Annotated in this window: 22 protein-coding genes; 10 read left to right on the top strand and 12 right to left on the bottom strand. The window is 51.5% G+C overall.

The features are described from left to right. Positions 1–22: 22 nt before the first annotated feature. The 7 genes from cmoM to C5523_RS18190 all read left to right on the top strand — a co-directional run bounded on the left by cmoM (position 23) and on the right by C5523_RS18190 (position 10713). On the top strand, positions 23–817 hold the full coding sequence (gene cmoM / locus C5523_RS18225) for a tRNA uridine 5-oxyacetic acid(34) methyltransferase CmoM (RefSeq protein ID WP_039078558.1): 795 nt from the start codon (positions 23–25) through the stop codon (positions 815–817). Then, on the top strand, positions 810–2132 hold the full coding sequence (gene mukF, locus C5523_RS18220) for a chromosome partition protein MukF (protein WP_039078559.1): 1323 nt from the start codon (positions 810–812) through the stop codon (positions 2130–2132). Before cmoM ends, mukF begins: the two co-directional genes overlap by 8 nt. Next, the gene (gene mukE / locus C5523_RS18215; protein ID WP_039078560.1) at positions 2113–2817 is read left to right on the top strand and encodes a chromosome partition protein MukE; all 705 of its coding nucleotides are present in this window, start codon (positions 2113–2115) and stop codon (positions 2815–2817) included. Before mukF ends, mukE begins: the two co-directional genes overlap by 20 nt. Further along, complete coding sequence (gene mukB / locus C5523_RS18210) at positions 2817–7265, top strand: chromosome partition protein MukB (RefSeq protein ID WP_039078561.1); 4449 nt, start codon at positions 2817–2819, stop codon at positions 7263–7265. Before mukE ends, mukB begins: the two co-directional genes overlap by 1 nt. A 178-nt stretch (positions 7266–7443) precedes the next feature. Further along, on the top strand, positions 7444–9303 hold the full coding sequence (gene ldtD / locus C5523_RS18205; protein WP_108701728.1) for a L,D-transpeptidase: 1860 nt from the start codon (positions 7444–7446) through the stop codon (positions 9301–9303). A 186-nt stretch (positions 9304–9489) separates the two neighbouring features. Continuing rightward, positions 9490–10038 carry a YcbK family protein gene (locus tag C5523_RS18195; protein ID WP_039078563.1) on the top strand — a complete coding sequence of 183 codons (549 nt, stop codon included), beginning with the start codon at positions 9490–9492 and terminating at the stop codon, positions 10036–10038. Positions 10039–10065: 27 nt separating this feature from the next. Further along, complete coding sequence (locus C5523_RS18190; protein ID WP_039078564.1) at positions 10066–10713, top strand: MBL fold metallo-hydrolase; 648 nt, start codon at positions 10066–10068, stop codon at positions 10711–10713. Positions 10714–10759: 46 nt separating this feature from the next. Here the strand turns inward: C5523_RS18190 and C5523_RS18185 are convergent, their stop codons facing one another. From C5523_RS18185 to C5523_RS18130, 11 genes are all read right to left on the bottom strand, one after another. Then, entirely contained in the window at positions 10760–11950 is a 1191-nt protein-coding gene (locus C5523_RS18185; RefSeq protein WP_039078565.1) for an amino acid aminotransferase, read from the bottom strand. 185 nt (positions 11951–12135) lie between these two features. Continuing rightward, positions 12136–13227 (bottom strand): porin, encoded by a 1092-nt coding sequence (locus tag C5523_RS18175; RefSeq protein ID WP_079496811.1) that lies wholly within the window; start codon positions 13225–13227, stop codon positions 12136–12138. A 583-nt stretch (positions 13228–13810) separates the two neighbouring features. After that, positions 13811–15211: an asparagine--tRNA ligase gene (gene asnS / locus C5523_RS18170; protein ID WP_039078567.1), complete on the bottom strand. Its 1401-nt coding sequence runs from the start codon at positions 15209–15211 to the stop codon at positions 13811–13813. Between the two features lie 260 nt (positions 15212–15471). Next, on the bottom strand, positions 15472–16674 hold the full coding sequence (pncB, locus tag C5523_RS18165; protein WP_108701727.1) for a nicotinate phosphoribosyltransferase: 1203 nt from the start codon (positions 16672–16674) through the stop codon (positions 15472–15474). A 199-nt stretch (positions 16675–16873) separates the two neighbouring features. Continuing rightward, positions 16874–18163 carry a site-specific integrase gene (locus C5523_RS18160; RefSeq protein WP_108701726.1) on the bottom strand — a complete coding sequence of 430 codons (1290 nt, stop codon included), beginning with the start codon at positions 18161–18163 and terminating at the stop codon, positions 16874–16876. A 55-nt stretch (positions 18164–18218) separates the two neighbouring features. Next, positions 18219–18452, bottom strand: a complete 234-nt coding sequence (locus tag C5523_RS18155) for an excisionase family protein (RefSeq protein WP_108701725.1) — start codon at positions 18450–18452, stop codon at positions 18219–18221. A gap of 117 nt (positions 18453–18569) precedes the next feature. Beyond that, entirely contained in the window at positions 18570–19394 is an 825-nt protein-coding gene (locus tag C5523_RS18150) for a chromosome partitioning protein ParB (protein ID WP_108701724.1), read from the bottom strand. Continuing rightward, positions 19387–19698 carry a hypothetical protein gene (locus tag C5523_RS18145; RefSeq protein WP_108701723.1) on the bottom strand — a complete coding sequence of 104 codons (312 nt, stop codon included), beginning with the start codon at positions 19696–19698 and terminating at the stop codon, positions 19387–19389. Before C5523_RS18145 ends, C5523_RS18150 begins: the two co-directional genes overlap by 8 nt. Before the next feature lie 132 nt (positions 19699–19830). After that, positions 19831–20655: a YfdQ family protein gene (locus tag C5523_RS18140; RefSeq protein ID WP_108701722.1), complete on the bottom strand. Its 825-nt coding sequence runs from the start codon at positions 20653–20655 to the stop codon at positions 19831–19833. A 44-nt stretch (positions 20656–20699) separates the two neighbouring features. After that, a complete protein-coding gene (locus C5523_RS18135) occupies positions 20700–21065 on the bottom strand; it encodes a hypothetical protein (RefSeq protein WP_079497841.1) in 366 nt (121 codons plus the stop codon). 532 nt (positions 21066–21597) lie between these two features. After that, a complete protein-coding gene (locus C5523_RS18130; RefSeq protein ID WP_108701721.1) occupies positions 21598–22224 on the bottom strand; it encodes a LexA family transcriptional regulator in 627 nt (208 codons plus the stop codon). A gap of 102 nt (positions 22225–22326) precedes the next feature. Between C5523_RS18130 and C5523_RS18125 the strand changes: the two genes are divergently transcribed. The 3 genes from C5523_RS18125 (at position 22327) to C5523_RS18115 (ending at position 23460) form a co-directional block, all read left to right on the top strand. Next, entirely contained in the window at positions 22327–22572 is a 246-nt protein-coding gene (locus C5523_RS18125) for a Cro/CI family transcriptional regulator (RefSeq protein WP_090089211.1), read from the top strand. Continuing rightward, entirely contained in the window at positions 22565–23107 is a 543-nt protein-coding gene (locus C5523_RS18120; protein WP_079498681.1) for a YmfL family putative regulatory protein, read from the top strand. The genes C5523_RS18125 and C5523_RS18120 overlap by 8 nt, the downstream gene beginning before the upstream one ends. Before the next feature lie 170 nt (positions 23108–23277). After that, the gene (locus C5523_RS18115) at positions 23278–23460 is read left to right on the top strand and encodes a DUF4222 domain-containing protein (RefSeq protein WP_108701720.1); all 183 of its coding nucleotides are present in this window, start codon (positions 23278–23280) and stop codon (positions 23458–23460) included. Between the two features lie 28 nt (positions 23461–23488). Here C5523_RS18115 and C5523_RS18110 read toward each other — a convergent pair whose 3' ends face one another. After that, the gene (locus C5523_RS18110; RefSeq protein WP_085007676.1) at positions 23489–23830 is read right to left on the bottom strand and encodes an SWIM zinc finger family protein; all 342 of its coding nucleotides are present in this window, start codon (positions 23828–23830) and stop codon (positions 23489–23491) included. Positions 23831–23891 lie beyond the last annotated feature (61 nt).

Here is a 23891-nt window from a genome sequence, read left to right as displayed (position 1 = left end):
TTGTCAGGATCGCGGAGCGGCCATGCAGGATCGTAATTTCGATGACATCGCGGAAAAATTCTCCCGCAATATCTATGGCACGACCAAAGGTCAACTGCGTCAGGCGATCCTCTGGCAGGATTTGGATAGGGTTCTCGCCGAAATGGGCGATCGCACGCTTCGTGTACTGGATGCGGGCGGCGGAGAAGGCCAGACAGCGATTCGTGTGGCAGAACGGGGTCATCATGTGACGCTGTGTGATGTGTCGCAGGAGATGATTGCGCGTGCTACCGCAGCCGCAGAAGAGAAAGGTGTGAGCGGTAACATGCATTTTGTACAATGCCCCGCTCAGGACATTGCGCAACATTTGGAATCGCCCGTCGATCTGATATTGTTCCATGCTGTGCTCGAATGGGTCGCTGAACCGGTGGACGTTTTGCGAACGCTGTGGTCGGTTTTAAAGCCCGCGGGGACATTGTCGTTGATGTTTTACAATGCTAATGGCCTGTTGATGCACAATATGGTGGCAGGTAATTTCGACTATGTGCTGGCGGGTATGCCTAAAAAGAAAAAGCGCACATTGTCCCCGGATTATCCGCGACATCCGGATGAAGTCTATAGCTGGCTGAATGCGATTGGCTGGCAGATCACGGGGAAAACGGGTGTTCGGGTGTTTCACGATTACTTACGCGAAAAACACCAACAACGTGACTGTTTTGACTCCTTGCTTGAACTTGAAACGCAATATTGTCGTCAGGAGCCGTATATCAGCCTGGGGCGTTATATCCATGTGACCGCGCTCAAGCCGCAGAGAGATGAAAGGATGAACGATGAGTGAATTTTCCCAGACAGTTCCCGAACTGGTTGCCTGGGCCAGGAAAAACGATTTCTCTATCACGCTTCCGGTAGACAGACTGTCGTTTTTGCTGGCGGTTGCCACGCTGAACGGTGAACGCCTGGATGGCGAAATGAGCGAGGGAGAGCTTGTTGATGCGTTTCGCCACGTCAGCGAAGCATTTGAACAAAGCGGCGAAACCATTGCTCAGCGTGCGAACAATGCCATAAACGATATGGTGCGTCAGCGCCTGTTAAACCGTTTTACCAGCGAACTGGCTGACGGTAATGCCATCTATCGTCTGACGCCGCTCGGCATTGGCATTACCGATTACTATATCCGCCAGCGTGAGTTTTCTACGCTGCGCCTGTCCATGCAGTTATCTATCGTGGCGGGAGAACTGAAACGCGCTGCTGATGCCGCAGATGAGGGTGGGGATGAATTCCACTGGCATCGCAACGTCTATGCGCCGTTGAAATACTCGGTGGCAGAAATTTTCGACAGCATCGATCTCACCCAGCGCGTGATGGATGAGCAGCAGCAGTTAGTCAAAGATGATATCGCTCAGTTATTGAATAAAGACTGGCGTGCGGCTATTTCAAGCTGTGAGCTGTTACTCTCCGAAACCTCCGGTACGCTGCGTGAATTACAGGATACGCTGGAAGCGGCAGGGGATAAGCTGCAGGCGAACTTATTACGTATCCAGGACGCGACGCTGGCGCATAACGATCTGGAGTTTGTCGACCGGCTGGTTTTTGATTTACAGAGCAAGCTGGACCGTATCGTCAGTTGGGGACAGCAGGCTATCGATTTGTGGATTGGCTATGATCGCCACGTACACAAGTTTATTCGTACCGCTATCGATATGGATAAAAACCGCGTATTTGCCCAGCGTTTGCGCCAGTCGGTACAGGGTTACTTCGATGCTCCCTGGGCATTGACCTATGCGAACGCCGACAGGCTGCTGGATATGCGCGATGAAGAGATTGCGTTGAGCGATGCCGAGGTTACAGGTGAGCTTCCGCCTGACCTGGAATATGAAGAGTTCAACGAAATCCGCGAACAACTTGCGGCGATGATCGAAGAACAACTGGCGATATATAAAACCAGACAAGCTCCACTGGATCTTGGGCTGGTTGTACGCGAATATCTGGCGCGGTACCCGCGCGCGCGGCATTTTGATATCGCGCGGATCGTCATTGATCAGGCGGTACGCCTCGGCGTAGCGCAAGCAGATTTCACCGGCCTGCCAGCAAAATGGCAGCCGATTAATGATTACGGAGCCAAGGTACAGGCGCATGTCATTGACAAATATTGAACAAGTGATGCCGATCAAATTGGCCCAGGCGTTGGCAAACCCACTCTTTCCGGCGCTCGACAGTGCGCTGCGCTCAGGCCGCCATATCGGCCTTGATGAGCTGGATAATCACGCCTTTTTAATGGATTTCCAGGAATTTCTGGAGGAGTTTTACGGGCGTTACAACGTTGAGTTGATCCGTGCGCCAGAAGGTTTTTTCTACCTGCGCCCGCGCTCGACAACGCTGATCCCACGCTCGGTACTGTCTGAACTGGACATGATGGTCGGTAAAATTCTTTGTTACCTCTATCTCAGCCCGGAGCGTCTGGCCAATGAAGGTATCTTCACTCAGCAGGAGCTGTATGACGAGCTGATGGCGCTGGCAGACGAAGCCAAACTGTTGAAGCTGGTGAACAACCGCTCAACCGGTTCTGATTTGGATCGCCAAAAATTACAGGAAAAAGTGCGTTCCTCCCTGAACCGCCTGCGTCGTCTTGGCATGATCTGGTTTATGGGTAACGACAGCAGCAAGTTTCGTATTACCGAGTCTGTGTTCCGCTTCGGCGCGGATGTGCGCTCTGGTGACGATGCACGCGAGGCTCAGCGGCGCTTGATCCGCGACGGTGAAGCCATGCCTGTAGAAAATCACCTGCAGCTCAATGATGAGAACGAAGACAATCAGCCGGATAGTGGAGAGGAAGAATAATGATTGATCGCGGTAAATTTCGCTCACTGACGCTGATTAACTGGAACGGTTTTTTTGCCCGTACGTTTGACCTGGACGAACTGGTGACCACGTTGTCCGGGGGAAACGGTGCCGGTAAATCCACCACCATGGCGGCGTTCGTCACCGCGCTTATCCCGGACTTAACGCTGCTGCACTTCCGTAACACCACCGAGGCAGGCGCGACGTCTGGCTCTCGTGACAAAGGCCTGCACGGTAAACTGAAAGCCGGGGTCTGCTACTCTGTTCTTGATGTGATCAACTCGCGTCATCAGCGCGTGCTGGTGGGGGTTCGCCTGCAACAGGTGGCCGGTCGCGATCGTAAAGTCGATATCAAACCGTTCGCTATTCAGGGGCTGCCAACGGCGGTTCAGCCGACACAACTGCTGACAGAAACGCTTAACGAGCGTCAGGCGCGCGTGCTGCCGTTGCAGGAAGTGAAGGAAAAGCTGGATGCGATGGAAGGGGTGCAGTTTAAGCAGTTCAACTCCATCACCGATTATCATTCTCTGATGTTCGATTTGGGCATCGTCGCACGTCGCTTGCGCTCAGCATCCGATCGCAGCAAATTCTATCGCCTGATCGAAGCATCGCTGTATGGCGGTATCTCCAGTGCGATCACCCGTTCTCTGCGCGACTATCTCTTGCCGGAAAATAGCGGTGTACGTAAAGCCTTCCAGGATATGGAAGCGGCACTGCGCGAAAACCGCATGACGCTGGAAGCGATTCGCGTTACCCAGTCGGATCGCGATCTGTTCAAGCACTTGATCAGTGAAGCGACCAACTATGTGGCGGCGGATTACATGCGCCATGCCAACGAACGACGTATTCACCTCGATCAGGCGCTGACATTCCGTCGCGATCTGTTCAGTTCACGGCAAAAGCTGGCGGCTGAGCAATACAAACATGTCGATATGGCGCGCGAACTGGCAGAACACACCGGGGCAGAAGGGGATCTTGAGGCTGACTATCAGGCCGCCAGCGATCACCTGAACCTGGTGCAGACCGCGCTGCGCCAGCAGGAAAAAATTGAGCGCTACGAGTCGGATCTGGACGAACTGCAAATCCGCCTTGAAGAACAAAATGAAGTGGTGGCCGAAGCTACCGATCATCAGGAAGAGAACGAAGCGCGCGCCGAGGCCGCTGAACTGGAAGTGGATGAGTTGAAAAACCAGCTTGCCGACTACCAACAGGCTCTGGATGTGCAGCAAACCCGCGCGATTCAGTACAATCAGGCACAACAGGCCTTACAGCGTGCAAAAGAACTTTGCCAGCTACCGAACCTGACGGCAGAAACGGCAGACGAATGGCTGGAAACCTTCCAGGCGAAAGAGCAGGAAGCTACAGAGAAACTCCTGTCGCTTGACCAACGTATGAGCGTGGCGCAAACCGCGCACAGCCAGTTTGAACAAGCTTACCAGTTGGTCGTCGCTATCAATGGTCCGCTGGCCCGTGATGAAGCCTGGGATGTCGCACGTGACCTTTTACGAGAAGGGGTAAACCAGCGCCATCTGGCAGAACAGGCGCCATCGCTGCGCGCGCGTCTGAACGAACTGGAACAGCGTCTGCGTGAGCAACAGGATGCTGAACGCATGCTGGCGGAATTCTGCAAACGGCAGAATAAACAGTACGACGCTGACGAACTTGAGGCTCTGCATCATGAGCTGGAGGCGCAAATTGCCGCGCTTTCCGAGAATGTGGCCATGGCCGGTGAGCAGCGTATGGCGTTGCGCCAGGAGCTGGAACAGCTACAGTCACGCATCCAAATATTGACCCAGCGCGCACCGATTTGGCTGGCAGCGCAAAGCAGCCTGACCCAGTTGTGTGAGCAGAGCGGCGAGCAGTTTGAATCCGGCCAGCAAGTGACGGAATACCTGCAACAATTGCTGGAGCGTGAACGCGAAGCTATCGTTGAACGCGATGAAGTCGGGGCACGTAAGCGTGCGGTGGACGAAGAAATCGAACGTCTGAGTCAGCCGGGTGGCTCCGAAGACGGGCGTCTTAACACGCTGGCTGAACGCTTTGGCGGTGTACTGCTCTCTGAAATTTACGATGACGTTAGCCTTGACGATGCGCCCTATTTTTCCGCGTTGTATGGCCCATCACGTCACGCGATCGTGGTCCCGGACCTCTCCCTCATTTCGGAACAGCTTGAAGGGCTCGAGGATTGCCCGGAAGATCTCTATCTGATTGAAGGGGATCCGCAATCTTTCGATGACAGTGTGTTCAGCGTCGATGAGCTGGAAAAAGCGGTGGTGGTTAAGATAGCCGATCGTCAGTGGCGCTACTCCCGTTTCCCGTCGGTGCCGCTGTTTGGTCGTGCCGCACGTGAAAGCCGTATCGAAGGGCTCCACGCCGAGCGTGAAGAGCTTGCCGAGCGTTTTGCCACATTATCCTTCGACGTGCAGAAAACGCAGCGCCTGCATCAGGCCTTCAGCCGTTTTATCGGTAGCCATCTTGCCGTGGCGTTTGATCCAGACCCGGAAGCTGAAATTCGTACGCTCAGTGGCCGCCGTGGTGAACTGGAGCGCGCGCTGAGTAATCATGAGAATGACAACCAGCAGAACCGCATGCAGTTCGAGCAGGCGAAAGAGGGGGTTGCTCAGCTTAACCGCCTGCTGCCACGCCTGAGCTTGCTGGCAGATGAAACCCTGGCCGATCGCGTTGATGAAATTCAGGAGCGGCTGGACGAAGCTCAGGAAGCCGTGCGTTTTATTCAACAGTTTGGCAATCATCTGGCGAAACTGGAGCCCGTTGTTTCTGTGCTGCAAAATGACCCGGAACAGTATGAACAACTGAAAGAAGATTATGCGTATTCCCAGCAAGTGCAGCGTGAAGCACGCCAGCAGGCGTTTGCGCTGATCGAAGTTGTACAGCGCCGGGCGCACTTTAGCTATTCCGATTCTGCGGAAATGCTCAGTGGCAATAACGATCTCAACGAGAAGCTGCGTCAGCGGCTCGAACAGGCAGAACGTGAACGTAGCCGTACACGTGAGGCGCTGCGTAGCCACGCGGCCCAGCTCAGTCAGTACAACCAGGTATTGGCATCGCTGAAAAGCTCGTTCGATACCAAAAAAGAACTGCTCAACGATCTGCAAAAAGAGCTGCAGGAAATTGGTGTCCGTGCCGACAGTGGTGCGGAGGAGCGCGCGCGTATTCGTCGCGACGAGCTGCATGCCCAGTTGTCCGGCAACCGTGCCCGCCGCAATCAACTGGAAAAAGCGCTGACCTTCTGCGAAGCGGAAATGGATAACCTGACCCGTGCGTTGCGTCGCCTTGAACGTGATTATCATGAGATGCGCGAACAGGTCGTCACGGCGAAAGCAGGCTGGTGTGCGGTGATGCGAATGGTGAAAGATAACGGCGTTGAACGTCGCTTGCATCGTCGTGAACTGGCTTACCTTTCTGGTGACGAACTGCGTTCCATGTCGGATAAGGCATTAGGTGCGTTGCGCCTCGCCGTGGCGGACAACGAACATCTGCGTGATGTGCTGCGTATGTCGGAAGATCCGAAACGTCCGGAGCGTAAGATTCAGTTCTTTGTCGCGGTTTACCAGCATCTGCGCGAACGTATCCGCCAGGATATTATTCGTACTGACGATCCGGTTGAAGCTATCGAACAGATGGAGATTGAACTTAGCCGTCTGACGGAAGAGCTAACCTCCCGCGAGCAGAAACTGGCGATCAGCTCTCGTAGCGTAGCGAATATCATTCGCAAAACGATTCAGCGCGAACAGAACCGTATCCGTCAACTTAACCAGGGGCTGCAAAACGTCTCCTTCGGTCAGGTACACAGTGTCCGTTTGAATGTTAACGTCCGCGAGAGTCATGCAATGCTTTTGACGGTGCTTTCCGAGCAGCATGAGCAGCATCAGGACCTGTTTAACAGCAATCGCCTGACCTTCTCCGAAGCACTGGCGAAACTGTATCAACGCCTGAATCCGCAAATCGATCTTGGTCAGCGTACGCCGCAAACCATCGGCGAAGAGTTGCTTGATTACCGCAACTATCTTGAGATGGAAGTGGAGGTCAACCGTGGTTCGGATGGCTGGCTGCGTGCGGAATCCGGGGCCCTGTCGACCGGTGAGGCTATCGGTACCGGGATGTCTATCCTCGTGATGGTTGTTCAGAGCTGGGAAGACGAGGCGCGACGTCTGCGTGGTAAAGATATTTCGCCATGCCGCTTGTTGTTCCTCGACGAGGCAGCACGTCTGGATGCCCGCTCCATCGCAACCTTGTTCGAACTCTGCGAACGCCTTGAAATGCAATTGATTATTGCGGCTCCGGAGAACATCAGTCCAGAAAAAGGCACCACCTATAAACTGGTGCGTAAAGTCTTCCAGAACCACGAGCATGTTCACGTGGTGGGTCTGCGCGGCTTCGCGGCTCAGCTACCGGAGACATTACCTGGTACGGCAGACGCTTCTTAACGGTTCGCTTAAACAATGAGGGTGGCAGAGATGCCGCCCTTTTTCTTTTCTGAAACACTGCACCCGACCACGCGCTCTTCTTTAAACTTCTTTACATTTGGTAAGGCAAATGCTTTTTTGTCTTTATATACTGATAGAAAGAGCATTGTGAGTGTAATGAAGAAACAGGGGGCAAGGGATGTTGCTTAAGAAATCGTATGGTCGTCGGATGTCGACATTGAGTTTATGTCTGGCATTCGCATTTGCTCCGCTGTTTAGCGCTCAGGCCCTGGCCGATGAGCCTGAGGTGGTACCGGTTGACAGTTCCGCGACGCTTGGCGATCAACCCACGGCATTATCGCAGCCGCTGGAACAGTCGCCTGCGACGGCAATGATGGCAGGCTTGCAGCCTTATCCGGCAGCAGATGCGCCTGCTAACGCGCGTAGCGCATTGCAGGCACTCTTGCCTGCTAACTGGACACCGGTCTACATGGATTCGCTTTCCGCGTTGTATGCCGCGCGTGAAATGAAGCCGATGTGGGATAATCGTGATGCCGTTCAGGCTTTCCAGCAACAACTCGCCGAAGTCGCGATTGCCGGTTTCCAGCCGCAATTCACGACCTGGGTTGGGCTGTTGACCGATCCGAATATCTCAGGAATGGCGCGGGATTTGGTCTTATCGGACGCCATGATGGGGTATCTGCATTTCGTCGCCGGTATTCCGGTGAAAGGCAACCGCTGGCTCTACAGCAGTAAACCTTACACGCTGGAAACACCGCCGCTGTCGGTAATCAATCAGTGGCAATTAGCGTTGGATAAAGGCAACCTGCCGCAATTTATCGAAACCCTTGCACCTCATCATCCGCAGTATGCTGCGATGCATCAGTCTTTACTGACGCTGGTGGCAGACAATTCACCGTGGCCGCAGTTGACCAGTACCGTTTCACTGCGTCCCGGACAGAAGAGCAGGGATGTACCCGCGCTGCGTGAAATCCTGCAACGTAGCGGCATGATGGATGATGCACCGAAAATCGCGCTGCCCGGCGATGATGCAACGAGCAGCGTCGTCAGCCCGTCTGCCATCGCGGTTGATACGGCGGGAACAACAACGGCGCAGTTGACCAAAAAAGCGAAACCAGCAAGTACGCTCAGCAGCGACTATGACCGCCAGTTAGTTGCCGCAGTCAAACGCTTCCAGGCCGCTCAGGGGCTGCATGCCGACGGCGTGATTGGGCAGTCGACCCGCGACTGGTTGAATGTAACCCCAGCCCAGCGCGCCGGGGTTCTGGCGCTGAACATTCAGCGTCTGCGTTTGCTGCCGGGTAAACTCTCCACGGGGATTATGGTTAACATCCCGGAATATTCGCTGGTCTATTATCTGAACGGCAACCAGGTGCTGGCCTCCCGCGTGATTGTCGGGCGACCGGATCGCAAAACGCCGATGATGAGCAGTGCGCTGAATAACGTGGTGGTTAACCCGCCGTGGAACGTACCACCGACGCTGGCACGCAAAGACATTCTACCGAAAGTATGGAATGACCCGGGCTATCTGGAACGGCATGGTTATACCGTGCTGCGTGGCTGGAACAGTAAAGAGGCTATTGACCCGACGATGGTGGATTGGGCAACCATCACGCCATCTAATCTGCCTTTCCGCTTCCAGCAGGCGCCGGGCGCGCAAAACTCGCTCGGCCGCTATAAGTTCAATATGCCGAGTTCTGACGCTATCTATCTTCATGACACACCCAACCATAATCTTTTCCAGAAAGATGCGCGAGCGTTGAGCTCAGGCTGTGTGAGGGTGAATAAAGCCTCTGAGCTTGCCAATATGCTATTACAGGATGCGGGATGGAACGACACGCGGATTTCCGATGCATTAAAACAAGGAGATACCCGTTACGTTAATATCCGTCAAAATATACCGGTGAATCTTTATTATTTGACCGCATTTGTTGGCGAAGATGGTCGTACCCAATATCGTACAGATATTTACAATTATGATCTGACGGCGCGATCTGGCGCACAAATCCTGGCGAAAGCCGAACAATTAATCAGGTAAATGAAGCAGTTCGGGAAATAACATTGTCGTAATAATTAGCGAAAACGGGCCGGATCTGCTGTAAGGCCCGTCTTTGCTGGGGTTTGGCTACCTTGACGCAGACGTTTTTGCCCGGTAAGGTGCCTTTCGTGCGCAATAAAAGTGCATAAATTACGATCACTTTGTTATCTTGCAGACCTGATTATCATGGACAAATTTGACGCTAATCGCCGCAAATTGTTGGCGTTAGGTGGTATTGCCCTTGGTGCAGCCATCTTACCTCAACAAGCATTTGCAACCCTTTCCACCCCACGTCCGCGTATTTTAACGCTGAATAATCTCCATACTGGAGAAACAATTAAGGCGCAGTTTTTCGATGGCCGGGGCTATATTCAGGATGAATTAGCAAAGCTCAACCATTTTTTCCGTGATTATCGCGCGAATAAAATTAAAACCATCGATCCACGACTGTTTGATCAACTTTATCGCCTGCAAGGTTTGTTAGGAACAAGCAAACCGGTGCAACTGGTCTCGGGATACCGTTCTGTCGACACGAATAACGAACTCCGGGCTCACAGTTCTGGTGTTGCCAAAAAAAGCTATCACACCAAAGGACAGGCGATGGATTTCCATATCGAAGGGATTTCTCTGAGCAATATTCGCAAAGCTGCGTTATCTATGCGTGCAGGTGGTGTAGGATATTACCCCAGCAGCAACTTTGTGCATATTGATACCGGGCCGCTACGGCACTGGTAAAACTCAGTTAAAAGAGACAGGAGCAGTATGAACTATCGTATTATTCCGGTTACCGCCTTCTCCCAGAACTGCTCGTTAGTCTGGTGTGAGCAAACCCGGCTGGCAGCAATAGTGGATCCCGGTGGCGATGCTGAACGCATCAAACAGGAAGTTGCAGCCTCCGGCGTGACGTTAACGCAAATACTGCTTACCCATGGTCATCTTGATCATGTTGGTGCGGCTGCCGAGCTGGCGCAGCACTATGGCGTGCCAGTGATTGGTCCGGAAAAAGAAGATGAGTTCTGGCTGCAAGGGCTACCCGCCCAAAGTCGTATGTTTGGTCTGGATGACTGCCAGCCGCTGACGCCGGATCGTTGGTTAAACGAAGGCGACACGGTGAGCGTAGGCAATGTGAGACTGGATGTTTTGCATTGCCCTGGGCATACGCCAGGACACGTGGTTTTCTTTGATGCGCAATCCCGGCTGTTGGTGTCCGGCGACGTTATCTTTAAAGGCGGCGTAGGGCGCAGTGATTTCCCGAAAGGCAATCATGGGCAGTTGATTGATGCCATCAAAACCAAACTGTTGCCTCTGGGGGATGATGTGACCTTTATTCCTGGTCACGGCCCGATGTCCACGCTTGGCAACGAGCGGCTACATAACCCTTTCCTGCAGGATGAGCTGCCGGTCTGGTAAAACAAAAAAGGTCGCATTTGCGACCTTTTTTATTATCTATTGTCGTTTATAACACCGCGACGATAGCTTCACACAGCGGCGACATGTTATCCGGTGTCATGCCCGCAACGTTAATACGTCCTGATGCAACCGCGTAGACAGCGAACTCTTCACGCAGACGGAGCACCTGCTCTTTGGTCAGGCCGCTAAAAGAGAACATGCCGTTCTGACGGGTGATAAAGCTGAAATCGCGATCCGCCCCTTTTTCTTGCAGGGTATTTACAAACAGCAGACGCATACGCTGAATGCGCTGGCGCATGTCTGTCAATTCTTGTTCCCAGATGGCACGCAGCGCATCGTTGCTCAGGATCGTTGCCACAACGGAGGCACCATGAGCCGGCGGGTTAGAGTAGTTAGCGCGGATGGTTGACTTCATCTGGCTGAATGCACGGTCTGCTGTCTCCTGGTCCGCGGCCACCAGCGTACAGGCACCGACACGTTCATTGTACAGACCGAAGTTTTTCGAGAAGGAGCTGGCGATGATCAATTCTTTATGCAGCGCGGCAAAGGCGCGCAGACCTTCTGCGTCTTCTTCCAGACCGCGGGCGAAACCCTGATAGGCAAAATCGAACAGCGGCAGCCAGCCTTTTTCAATGGATAATTTGGCCAGTGTCTCCCACTGCTCAAGCGTCGGATCGATACCGGTCGGGTTATGACAGCAACCGTGGAACAGTACGATATCACCCGCTTGCGCGGCTTCGAGACTTGCAACCATGCCGTCGAAATCCAGCGCGTGGTTTTGCGCGTCATAATAGGCGTAATCACACACTTCAAGGCCGGCGGAGTTAAACACGCCTTTATGGTTCGGCCAGCTTGGATTACTTACCCAAATACGTTTTGCTGAGGTGTTTTTCGCCAGGAAATCAGCGGCAACACGCAGGCCACCCGTACCGCCCGGGGTCTGCGCGGTGCGCGCACGTTTGTCATTAATAATCGCGCTGCCTTTGCCGAATAGCAGTTCCTGCGTGCAACGACCAAACTCAGGAATACCGTCGATGCCGAGGTAATTTTTTGTGTTTTCGTTTTCCAGCAGATACTGCTCCGCTTTTTTAACGCTGGTCAGTACCGGCGTTTTCCCGGTTTCGTCTTTATAGACACCAATACCAAGGTTGATTTTGCCAGGACGTTCATCGGCGCGAAACAGATCGGCCAAACCCAGAATAGGGTCAGCAGGGGCAGCGGTAATATTCTCAAACATGACGAGGTTCCATTATGATGACAGAAGGGAGATCCGCTATCAGGTTAACGGTTGATGTGACAATTGCCAACCGTTTGCGATAAAAAGCGTGCGTCTTTTTAGAAGTTAGTCTTTTTGGCGGCGAGACAATAAAAAAACAGGGCCGAAGCCCTGTTTTTCACGCATATAATAACGAGGTGTGCTGATTAGAACTGGTAAGTTACACCAACAGTAGCCTGGTCTGCAGTGCCAACCCAGGAGTAAGTCGTGTCTTCTTTATCCAGCAGGTTGATACGGTAGTCGCCGTATACGTTGAAGTTTTTGTTGAAGTAGTAGTACGCGCCAACAGTAACGTATTTAGCCAGGTCGTTTTTCACGCCAGCGCCCAGCTCTTTGCCTTTGGACTGAACGTAAGAAACGGACGGACGCAGACCGAAGTCGAACTGGTACTGAGCGATAACTTCGAAGTTCTGAGTTTTGTTAGCAACGTTGTAACCGGTAGCGATAGTCGTTGCGTCGCCGTCCAGAATGCTCATGTTACGGGTTTCAGCGTAAACAGTTGCCAGGTAGATGTTGTTTGCATCGTATTTAGCGCCAACTGCCCATGCTTCGGCTTTGTCGCCTTTACCGTCAACTTTTTGACCAACAGTACGGTTTGCGTTGCTGTATGCAGCAGTTGCGCCGAAACCAGAACCGAAGTCGTAACCCAGGGAGTAACCAACACCGTCGCCATTAGCCTGGTTCAGGTTAGTACGATCGTTTTTACCCTGGTATTGAACAGCGAAGCTCAGGCCATCAACCAGACCGAAGAAGTTGCTGTTACGATAGGTCAGCAGGCCAGTAGAACGGCTGGTCATGTAGTTGTCGGTGTAACCACCACCCCAGGTTTCGCCAGAGAAGGACGGAGCCATATCGGTGTAGGATTCTACATCGTAAACCACGCCGTAGTTACGGCCGTAGTCCAGAGAACCAGCGTTAGCAACTTTGATACCAGCGAAAGCCAGACGAGTTACGTTAGTCTGGTTGCCTTCTGCTTCGCCCGCTTTAGCACGGTATTCCCACTGGCCGTAACCGGTAACATCGCTGTTTACCTGAGTCTCGCCTTTGAAGCCGATCTGGCCGTAGGAAGAATCTTTGTTAGAGGTGTTATCGCCAGAAGTGGTGAAGCCGTGCTCACCAACAACTTTACCGTACAGGTCCAGTTTGTTGCCGTTTTTGTTGTAAACTTCTGCAGCGTTAGCTGCACCAGCTACCAGCAGGGCAGGGATAACCACTGCCAGGATATTGCGCTTCATCATTATTTATTACCCTCATTGGTTTTTTTGTACACCTGCCACTGCCGCCAATAAATTCCGTCAATAAAAATTTACGGAACTATTGATGAGAGTTTGGTGTCTTTCTGTGTCTGAGAGGCATCTTTCCATTCATATAATCGTTTCGCTAGCCTGAAAGTGCTACAAATGTCTTAAAGAGGTTACAAAAAGCAATTATGTGTAAGAATTTATGTATTTTAAGGAACTTTGTGAACCACCTCAAAGTTCGGGAGCGATCGTTGTCAAAAACAACTGCCTCATAACTATATATATGAATTGCTTATGTTTAATTGAGATAAGGGTGAATCTTGTACAGGAACCATTGTCATTCTGCTTTTTCTCACCGACCTTTTTAGCCGTCTGGAAAGCTGCGCAATTTTTATCCAGACGTGCTATCAGATGAGATAAAACTAACCCACAATATAAGTGTGCTTTATTTTTTGTTCAGAAGTATTTCACAGATAAAACGCCGATAAAGATAGGGAAGCGTTAACCGGGCCAGGATGCCCCGGTTAGGGTGAAGGAATAATGAAGAGCAAAAAAAGCCAGCATATGCTGGCTTTTATCATTAAAACGTGGCGCTACGAGGTGTGCGGGGGAACGGGATAACATCACGTACGTTTTGCACGCCGGTGACATAAGCGATCAGACGCTCAAAGCCCAGTCCGAAACCTGAGTGAGGTACGGTGCCATAACGGCGCAGATCGCGATACCACCAGTAGTCTTCTTTATTAAGACCCATTTCAGCCATACGCGCATCCAGCACATCCAGACGCTCTTCACGCTGTGAGCCGCCGATGATTTCACCAATGCCCGGCGCCAGAACATCCATCGCTGCTACGGTTTTACCGTCATCGTTAAGGCGCATATAGAAAGCCTTAATGTCTTTCGGGTAGTTTTTCACAACGACCGGTGCTTTAAAGTGTTTCTCGGCCAGGTAGCGTTCATGCTCGGAAGAGAGGTCAACGCCCCAGTAAACCGGGTTTTCAAACTTCTCACCGCAATTTTCAAGAATGGTCACGGCGTCGGTGTAGTCCACTTGCGCGAAATCAGCCGCAACAAAACGCTCCAGACGGGCAATTGCATCTTTATCAACGCGTTCAGCGAAGAACTTCATGTCATCCATACGCTCAGTCAGAACTGCGTTGAAGGCATATTTCAGCATCGCTTCCGCCAGACGGGCGTTATCTTCCAGATCGGCAAATGCCACTTCCGGCTCCAGCATCCAGAATTCCGCCAGGTGACGGCTGGTGTTGGAGTTTTCCGCGCGGAACGTTGGCCCAAAAGTGTAGATTTTGGACAGCGCGCAGGCATAAGTTTCGCCGTTCAACTGGCCCGATACGGTCAGGAAAGACTCTTTACCAAAGAAATCTTTGTCGAAATCGACTTTACCCTGATCGTTACGCGGCAGGTTTTCCAGATCCAGCGTGGAAACGCGGAACATTTCACCCGCACCTTCGGTGTCAGATGCGGTAATCAGCGGCGTGGAAACCCAGAAGAAACCCTGCTCATCAAAGAAGCGGTGCAGCGCCTGCGCCAGCGTATGACGAACACGGGCGACAGCGCCAATCAGGTTGGTACGCGGACGCAGGTGCGCCACTTCACGCAAATACTCGATGCTGTGGCGTTTCGCCGCCATCGGGTAAGTGTCCGGGTCTTCAACCCAGCCGGTGACTTCTACCTGAGTCGCCTGCAGCTCGAAGCTCTGGCCTTCACCAGGGGACTCCACCACTTTGCCAGTGACAACAACGGAGCAGCCGGTGGTCAGATGAAGAACTTCTTCATTGTAATTGGGCAGAGAATTATTAATGACAGCCTGTACAGGATCAAAGCAGGAGCCGTCATAAACGGCGAGGAAGGAGATGCCAGCTTTTGAATCTCGGCGGGTACGTACCCATCCGCGCACGGTGACTTCTTGGTCAACGGTAACGCGGCCCTGGAGTACGTCGGCTACAGGCACAACGCTCATAATATTCTCTCTGTTAATTGTCTGGAAAAGATCATCGTTTGTCCGCCCACAAAGGGGGAATACCTATGTTACCTGGCGAGCGCCATCAGACAAGTAGAATTCGCAGCGAAAAGGGGGATTTCGGAAATTAATCTTTTGCTAACGCTGAGATACTGAGCGGAGAAGAGAAAATAGCGCGCGGTATTGCTTTTTATATTGGCCATATCGCGAATGTTCGCCACGAAAAAAAGCGTCCCGATAAGGACGCTTATTAACAGGGATTAACTGGCCTTTTTAACCTGCGGCAGGTCAAACGCTTTGCGTAACGCACGCACAAACGCTTTGTCGTGACAAATCGTTTTTCCGGGGCTATCAGACAACTTCGCCACCGGTTTGCCGTTACACTCAACCAGCTTGATGACGATATTCAACGGCTTCACATGTGGAATGTCGCAGGTCAGCCGCGTGCCAATACCGAAGCCCAGTTTGATGCGGGAGGCGAAGTGGCGGTAGAGATCCAGTGCTTTATTCAGATCAAGATTGTCTGAGAAAATCAGCGTCTTCGATAACGGGTCGATGCCGAGCTTTTCATAATGGGCGATGGCTTTTTCACCCCATTCCACCGGGTCGCCCGAGTCATGGCGCAGCCCCTGGTAACGTTGTGCAAACACCGGCCCGAAATCACGCAGGAAGGCATCCATGGTAATGCAGTCTGTCAGGGCAATACCAAGTTGCTCCGGGTACTCTTCCAGCCACGCGGCCAGCGCAGCACGCTGACTGGTCGCCAGATCCGGGCTGATTTGCTGATGCGCCTGAAACCATTCGTGCGCCTGAGTTCCCATTGGCGTAAGCGACAGACGGCGCGCCAGATCGTAATTACTGGTGCCAATAAACCACGGTTCTTGTTTGAGACGTTCCACGATAGCGTACTGTACATCGCGCGAGAAACGGCGGCGCGTGCCGAAATCCATCAGACGGAAGCCTGACATATCCAGCTCTGCGGTGCGGGTAGCAAAATCTGCCAGTTTCGTTTCAAGATGTAGCAGGGCCTGCTGAACACCCACTTGTGGAGAGCGGCAGCGATGCACTAGTTCGCTAATTACCGCCAGTAGCGGCACTTCCCACATGATGACTTCACGCCATGGCCCGGACATACGAATGTTCAACTTGCCATTATCATTAATGACAGTCACTTGCGACGGGTCATAACGGAAATTACGTAACCACTGCAGGTAATCCGCTTTGAAGAAGGGGAGGCCGGACAGCCACTGGTATTCGTCTTCCTGCAGGCGCAGATGTTGCATCGCGTCAATTTCTTCGCGAATTGCGCTGGCATAAATGCCCAGAAGGTCGTCGCCTCGGCAGCGAAACTCCGCGGTGACATGCACATCGTAATAGTGATGGAACACCGCCTGTTGCATATGCAATTTGTAGGCATCAGTATCCAGCAGCGTCTGCAGAGCAGGGGTAGCGAGTCGTGTCATGGTACGCCGTAGCATCCTCTCACAGGAGCGTTTAGTACAATAAACAAAGCAGGTGGAAACCGCTGGAGTATACCTTGTTTATTGATTTATTGAACCCCGATCACACCATAAGGCGCAAAACGGGTCGAGGGCATTTCGTGCCGCGTGTTACTAAAATGTATAACATGTCGCGCTAACTACTTGAATTTGAAATACGTTACTAACCGCATACAGCCCCTTGGGGCATGGATGGGGCAAACTCTGACAACTTCTGGTTTAGTATAGACACTTGCTCAGCACTGCTTTCTGACATCCATTTTCCGTAGACCTTAAAGACCATCTGAGCGTTAGCGTGTCCCATTTGGGTTGCTATAAAGCTTGGGTTGGCTCCGGCAGACAACGACCAGCATGCATAGGTATGTCGTGACTGGTATGCATTACGGTAACGGATCCCCGCACGTTTAATGACCGAGGCCCAGATTTTATTAATGGAGTTCACCGCATAGTGATATCCTGTATGAACACCACGCCGGGTACACTGAGGACTGAAAACAAAGGTGCAGGGGTGAATGACTGACCGGCCATATTCCCGTAACTTCACTTCAATCTCATACTGTCTGCCCAGGCGTGTTAGTTCGGCCTGACTTTTAAGGGCTTCGATTGCTGGCTTGATGAGAAAAATCACCCTGTCAGTTCCCGCCTCGGTTTTTGGCAGGGTGAACTCATCAGTTTGGGTGTGATTGCGCTTGACCGTTAACGTACCGGCTTTCAAATCAATGTCCTCCCACGCAAGCCCACACAGCTCCCCATGCCTCATGCCTGTATAAATCGCCAGCGACCATAAATTCTTCAATTGCTGGTGTCGGCATGCCTCTATAAACCTGATAAATTCATCGCGGCTGAGTGGATCTGGATCGGCTTTAGCCTTCTTTAGCCTGTTAATTCCGCTAAACGGGTTTTGCTTTAGATATCCGTTATCCTGCGCAAACTGAAAAATTCCAGACATAAGAGTCATGTAGTTGTTTACGGAAGGCGCTTTTCTTCCCTTAACCGGTGTGCGGTATCCCTTCTTCATGACCTGGTAACCAGTCAGTAGATCTTTCCGAATGAACAGCAAATCTTCGGTTGTTACCGCTGATACAAGTTTTCTTCCCCCCAGGCGGGGGAGCATATTCTTGATAATTGACTCGTAGCGACTCATGGTATTTGTGCTGATCTCCATTCTTTTCAGCTCCACCCACTTATCGGCGAGTTCTTTCACCGTGATTTCCTTTCCGGATTGCCCGAAGCGGGCAAGGTTGGGTGAATCCGGAAACTGCTTTGCATAGTCAAACTTTCCCATGCGAATAGAGAAGCAGACCGACGTTCGCAGATCTCCGGCAACCTTCCGGTTTTTAGCGGTATCAGGAACGCCGAGGTTTTCCCTGACTCGCTTACCATTATATTTGAACCATATGCGGAGCGAACCGCCATGATTCTCAACGCCCGTTGGGTATGATGCTTTACTCATATATCCCTCCCGACGTCCAGGAGCACCTTAAGCTTACCCGTTTCATGTGCTTCGATCACCAGACTGGTTGTTTTTGTGCAGCAATCCATGCATCAACCGCCTTGCGGTTATACATGCATTCGCTGGTGGGTTTCGGTTCACCATCTGGTGAAACGTGCTTGTATTCCCGTCCAAGAAGCCAGGAGTTTTTACGCGCCCGAGCGATAGTGCCTGGCTTCATCCCAGTAACCGCAATCAGCAGTTGCTCGGTAACCCATTCGTTCGGTTCCACCTGAATAATTGTCTGCATAACCACCTCATCCCCCCTTCAATACTGCGGCAACTATGTGACCCCATACCAGGCGTCGCGTTTGACGCACAGGGCAACCAGGTTCATCCCATGTAATTTGAAAAGTTCGTGATATGCTCATGCTGTTTTCTCCCGCCGTGCTGGAATAGCCTTGTATTCTTCGACAATCGCCAGCACCTCTGCCAGCGCGAGACCTTCCAGAGTGACTACACCGTTATCATCAATACCAGCCAGGCTGATCAGTTCGACGAGGCGGCGGGCGCTTTTAACGCTGACCTCCGGGGCGATGAGTTTTTTTGTGATTTTCTTTTTGCCAGCAGCGGCGGCGACAGCGCGATCCTGTTCAAGAACTTTCCCGGCGTTCTCGCCATGCTCCCTAACACGCTCAACCGCAATGCCTACGGAAACTTCGCCATTTTTAACAATCTGCTGAACATCATGGTTAGCAGTGGCGAGGGTCAGTAACTTCTCAACCGTAGGGACCGACTTGTGAACAAGCTTCGCTATTTCATGAGTGGTCAGGTTGAAAGTTGTAGCCAGTTCCTTAATTACCTGCGCCTGTTCCAGCGGGGTGAGGGGCAACTGGTTATTACTGGTCATGACACGAGCCAGGCGCTCAACATCATTGCCCACAAAAGGAACGATATGAATGCGATCAACGGGTTTGCCAGCGGCTTTACAGCGTTCATAGCAGCGACGGCGGCGGTGACCTTCAACAACCCACACACCACCTTCATCACGGGCCGTGACTTCCAGAGGTGGCACCGTGCCACCGTTCATGAGGTACTCATACAGAGCATCATCAGCCAGGCGAGTGCGTTCGTCGTCGTCGCGCTTGTTAAAACCTTCTTTGACGTGAATATCGTTCAGGCTGATAAACATCCCTGTATCAGCACGTTTTATAACGCCAGAACGGGACATGAGTTTGAATGAATTAGCCATTGCTGGTGGCCTCATTCAAGTCTGAATGACATTCGCTGTTGTAGTGCTCGCGCAACGCTCCAGAAGCAACTGAAACCAGCGAAGAAAAATCACAAACAACAGTATCGCCTTCATGCTGCTCAGAATTGGCAATCACAGTTAATGCCTTAGCAAGTTTCTTACACTGCTCCAGCGATTCGCTTAACGCCACGCTGGTGACGTCCAGACGGTTAGCCAGTTCGGTCATAATATCGGCTGACGCCGCAGGGAGATATTTTGCCGCTGTGCGAGCGGCAACCAGCAACTGCTCTTTAGTCATTCTCATCGTTAGTTCTCCATAGTATGTGCACGCTGCACCGCGCTGTTTTTTGGTTGTAAGAAACCCTCGCCAGTGGCGATTAATTAAATTAATTTCGCTTCCATAAATGCCCCCGCAGGGGCATTTGCAGCAGCGTAATTAGGCGTTAAAGACGCCGATATAAGTTTCTACTTTGCTGTCGGTGAATTTCTCAACGAGCAGATCACGGAACTCTACCGCCATTTCTTCTTCATAGGCTTCGAGCTGAGTAATACGGAGAACCAGCAGCGGCTGATTGCTGGCGAGGATGCTCATACGCACTTTAAAGCGGCGCTCGGCCAGACCTTCATACGGCACACACTTGAACTCAAAGGCCACAGGCATAATGTCTTTGGTTCTGGCTTCAACGCTTTCCATAACTGAACGACGACCGCTGAAATCCTGATCTTCGTACTCAGCGCTCTTGATTGCTTCAATGGTGATCTTGCGAATAGCCGCCGCTGCTTTTTTAGCGTCAATTACCGCGCCGTCAGTATCAAAGCCAGTCACAAAATCAGACCAGTCTTCCAGCCATTCAGCCAGGGTTTTCTGGTCGTTACGGTCACCGTTGATAGAAAGAAGCGCAGTGAATGGAGCGGTGCGTTTTAGGGTCAGAACCGCTTTATTATCCGCATGGCCGGGGTTGGTAATGGTGCCCAGGTTAAAGACCGAGGAAGCGCTCATTTTATCGGTGCTGATAAAGCAGCGAGTGCCTTCTGCTGCATAGCCGGTAGAGTAGCGAACGAAGTCATCAATGCTGGAGGTGTCCAGCTTGCCACGGAAACGGAAGCGCTCAGTATGCAGACGTTCAATGGATTCAACTGAAACGTCTTTTGGCAGGACGACTGCGGGGCAATCAGCGCCCGCTAACTTTTCTTCAATGAACTGGCTCAGCACCATATCGCGGATCTGGCTGATGGCTGTGTTGTCTACTTGCTGCGACATAAACTGGTTTCCTTTGCTAAGAGATAAAGTCGAACTTGATGGATTTATTTAGCGAGCTTCGCAGCAGGATCACCGCCCAGCGTGAACAACTGGCCCTGATCTTCCTGCAGCACAGTGAGTTTGCCGCCGCGATTGACGTACATCGGGGTTTCGGTTGTGTCTTCCTCGGAAGACTTACCGCGCGGGGTAGGCTTGGTGAAAGAAAGGCGGTGCTGGATGGTCACGCGCTTCTCTTCCAGTGAATTGCTCAGGCGAGACAGGTCAAAGGTGACCTGCACTTTGCCTTTTTGCCCGTTATTCAAAACACCCAGGGCGACTTCATTCAGTGCTGCGGCAAGTTTGTTTTCAAACACACCGCCGTCCAGTTCCCCGAAGAAATCGGGGATATTGGTCAAACGTTCATTTTCCATCGGTTAACCCTCAGAAGGGCGGCTGCAACCGCCGTTAGTTCTCCACACAACACAAAAGAGCACCTGCGGTGAGTGCCGCCCGTAGCGATTGGGTTATGAGCCGTCGCTGCGGTGATGCTCTTGTGTGTTGTGTAAAAAAAATGCGGCACCCTCACGGGAAAATAAGATCAGATGCCGCTAATGACTACACCGCTATCGCGTTCCAGCGATCTTTTGGCAATAACAAGGTATCTTCGGGCGGGGTGCTGATGACTGGTCAGCGGCCCCTACGTCATTTCTTCCTGATGCCCCGAGGGTTGGTCGGGGGACGTATTCACCAAGTGATCCTTAGTGCCTGGTAGTCAGCCAGTACTTAACCCCTCCCAAAGATACCTGTCAGCGAATCATCCGATTATTCGTACGCCATCGGCGGCTACTTCGTGGGCGTCCAGCCTGTTCGCTGTTGATGAATGAAATCTAACTTAACTTAGTTTTATGGTCAAGTGGAAAAACCAAACTTTTCTTAGTTCAGTGTTTGAATGGGAAGGGATACTTAGATTTCGTACTGAACGCCTTTGACTACACCAATGATTATGCAGTTGCCATTGATTGGAATGTTCGGATAACGCGGATTAAGGGGGACAAGAAATTTCTGATGACCATCAATTACCAGTTTTTTTACCGTGGCTTCGTTTGTACCATCAAGCCTTGCAACCACTATTTTACCATTAATAGGTTCAGCATCAGGATCGACAATTACTGTAGCCCCCTGCGGAATGGTTGGCAGGCCATTGGGATTTGTCATTGAATCTCCCTGGACATCCAGAGCAAATGCATTCTCGCTAACACGCAGCGACGTTTCTACCCAACGTTCGGCTTCGCTGATAATTTCAGATGGCTTTGTTTCTGTGAAATGCCCTGCCTGCACCCACGAGAGTACAGGAACGCGCCTCATGCTTGTTATCAACTTATCTTCGAATTCAGTACCATAAAGTATGTAGTCAATTGATGTATTGAAGAACTTTGCAAGCTTTCCCAAAGCTTCGCCGCCAGGAACGTTAATATCTTTTTCCCAATAGCCGACCGCAACATCACTTACGCCACAGAACTTACCTAGCTCTTTCTGTGATGTTTTTGTGACCTTCCTTAATCCTCTGATTCGCTGACCTACTGTTTCCATTTTTTTATCACTTCTTCGAAATAAAACTAACTAATCTTAGTTTTTATTGACCAAAGAAAGATTGGTATTTAATATCTAATAAAACTTAGTGATGGGGGTGTTATGACAACCGATGACATTGAAAACTACTTTGGTAGCGCTGAAAAAGTTGCCGCCTTTTTCGACATCAGCAGCGAGGCCGTTTACCAATGGCGCAATCGACCGGGTCGATTAATTCCAAAAGGAAGAGCCGCTGAGGCTGCATATCGCACTGATGGAAAACTGCCATTTCATCCTGAGCTTTACGAGAAATCTAGCAATAGGACATCCAGACAGAAACCACAGATTCAAGGAGTTAACCGTGGGTAATCACTGGCAAGTAGATAAACAACCAGCGTGGATGGTGGTTGCAATCAAAAAGACGATCGCCGCGCTACCTGGCGGATACGCAGAAGCCGCTGAATGGCTGGGTGTTACTGAGGATGCGCTTTTTAACCGGCTTCGTGCTGGTGGTGATCAGATATTCCCGATGGGGTGGGCGATGGTCCTTCAACAGGCAAGCGGTACCAAACATATCGCCGATGCCGTTTCTCGCCAGTCAAACAGTGTCAACGTTCCGCTGGTGGCTATTGAGGATGTTGATAACGCGGATATCAATCAGCGCCTGATGGAAACGATTGAATGGATCAGCGAGCACTCTCAGTACGTCCGTATAGCGACGGCTGACGGGGTTATCGATGCTGACGAACGCGAGCGAATTGAAGAGAACAGTTATCAGGTTATGGCGAAGTGGCAGGAGCATTTAACGCTTCTGTACCGGGTTTTTTGCGCGCCTGAAAAGGGTGACGCCAGCGAGTGTGCAGCTCCTGGCGTCGTGGCGCATAGCAATCGTGTGGAGAACTAACGCATGAACAGTGTAACGGTAAAAAACCGTTTACCGCAACTGAGGATGATCCCGACTCCGGGTGTTCCGCTGTTTCGGTATGAGCGCAGAGTATCAAACCGCTGGGTTGCATGTAACCACAGCCGAGCGGCTGGCGTCGTGGGTGTCTACTACCGGAGGGCAAAACGTTTATGCGCGTCCTTAACCGATGGTTCAGAGACAGAAGGGGTATACCCGTCCACGTTATCCGCTGGGAGCCAGAGACCCGGCGAGTTATCTATCTTCGCGAAAACTATGAACACGGCGAATGCTTTAGCCCTATCAAAGAGTTTCGGCGCGATTTCAATGAGATAGAGGCCAGGGATGAGAGCTAATTTAATGAAAAAAAATTCAACTGAGAACTTAGCCTGCCAGAGCATCGATCCTCAATTTAATGGCTTGTTCCTCAGCCTTAAATCTCTTTTTCAGGTCTTCGAGTTCTTTGGCCAGCGCAACGTATTGTTCTGTAACACCATATTGAGAAATGAGTGCAGTTGCCAATTCGGCGTCGGCGTTTTCTGGGTCGTTAATATCGATGATATTCGCATATTTACCGGTAATAACTGCAATACGGTGTTTGCACATCGCACCCATTTCACCAGCCATACAATTGCATTCTATTTCGAGTTTTCCGTTTTGGTCGTTGATGGTTACGTCGTAAAGGACATCTCTGCTGCGACTGGTAGCCAAAAGTTGGTAGATCACTTTGCATCTCCTCATTTTTGCTGTGTTGTTTTAGTTCTTGTTCATTCCACTCTCATACTCC

It is taken from the genome of Phytobacter sp. SCO41, assembly GCF_003073275.1.
GTDB classification, from domain to species: domain Bacteria; phylum Pseudomonadota; class Gammaproteobacteria; order Enterobacterales; family Enterobacteriaceae; genus Phytobacter; species Phytobacter diazotrophicus.
The sequence above is the reverse complement of the archived record's forward strand: the minus strand, read 5'-3'. Positions and strand labels throughout refer to the sequence as shown.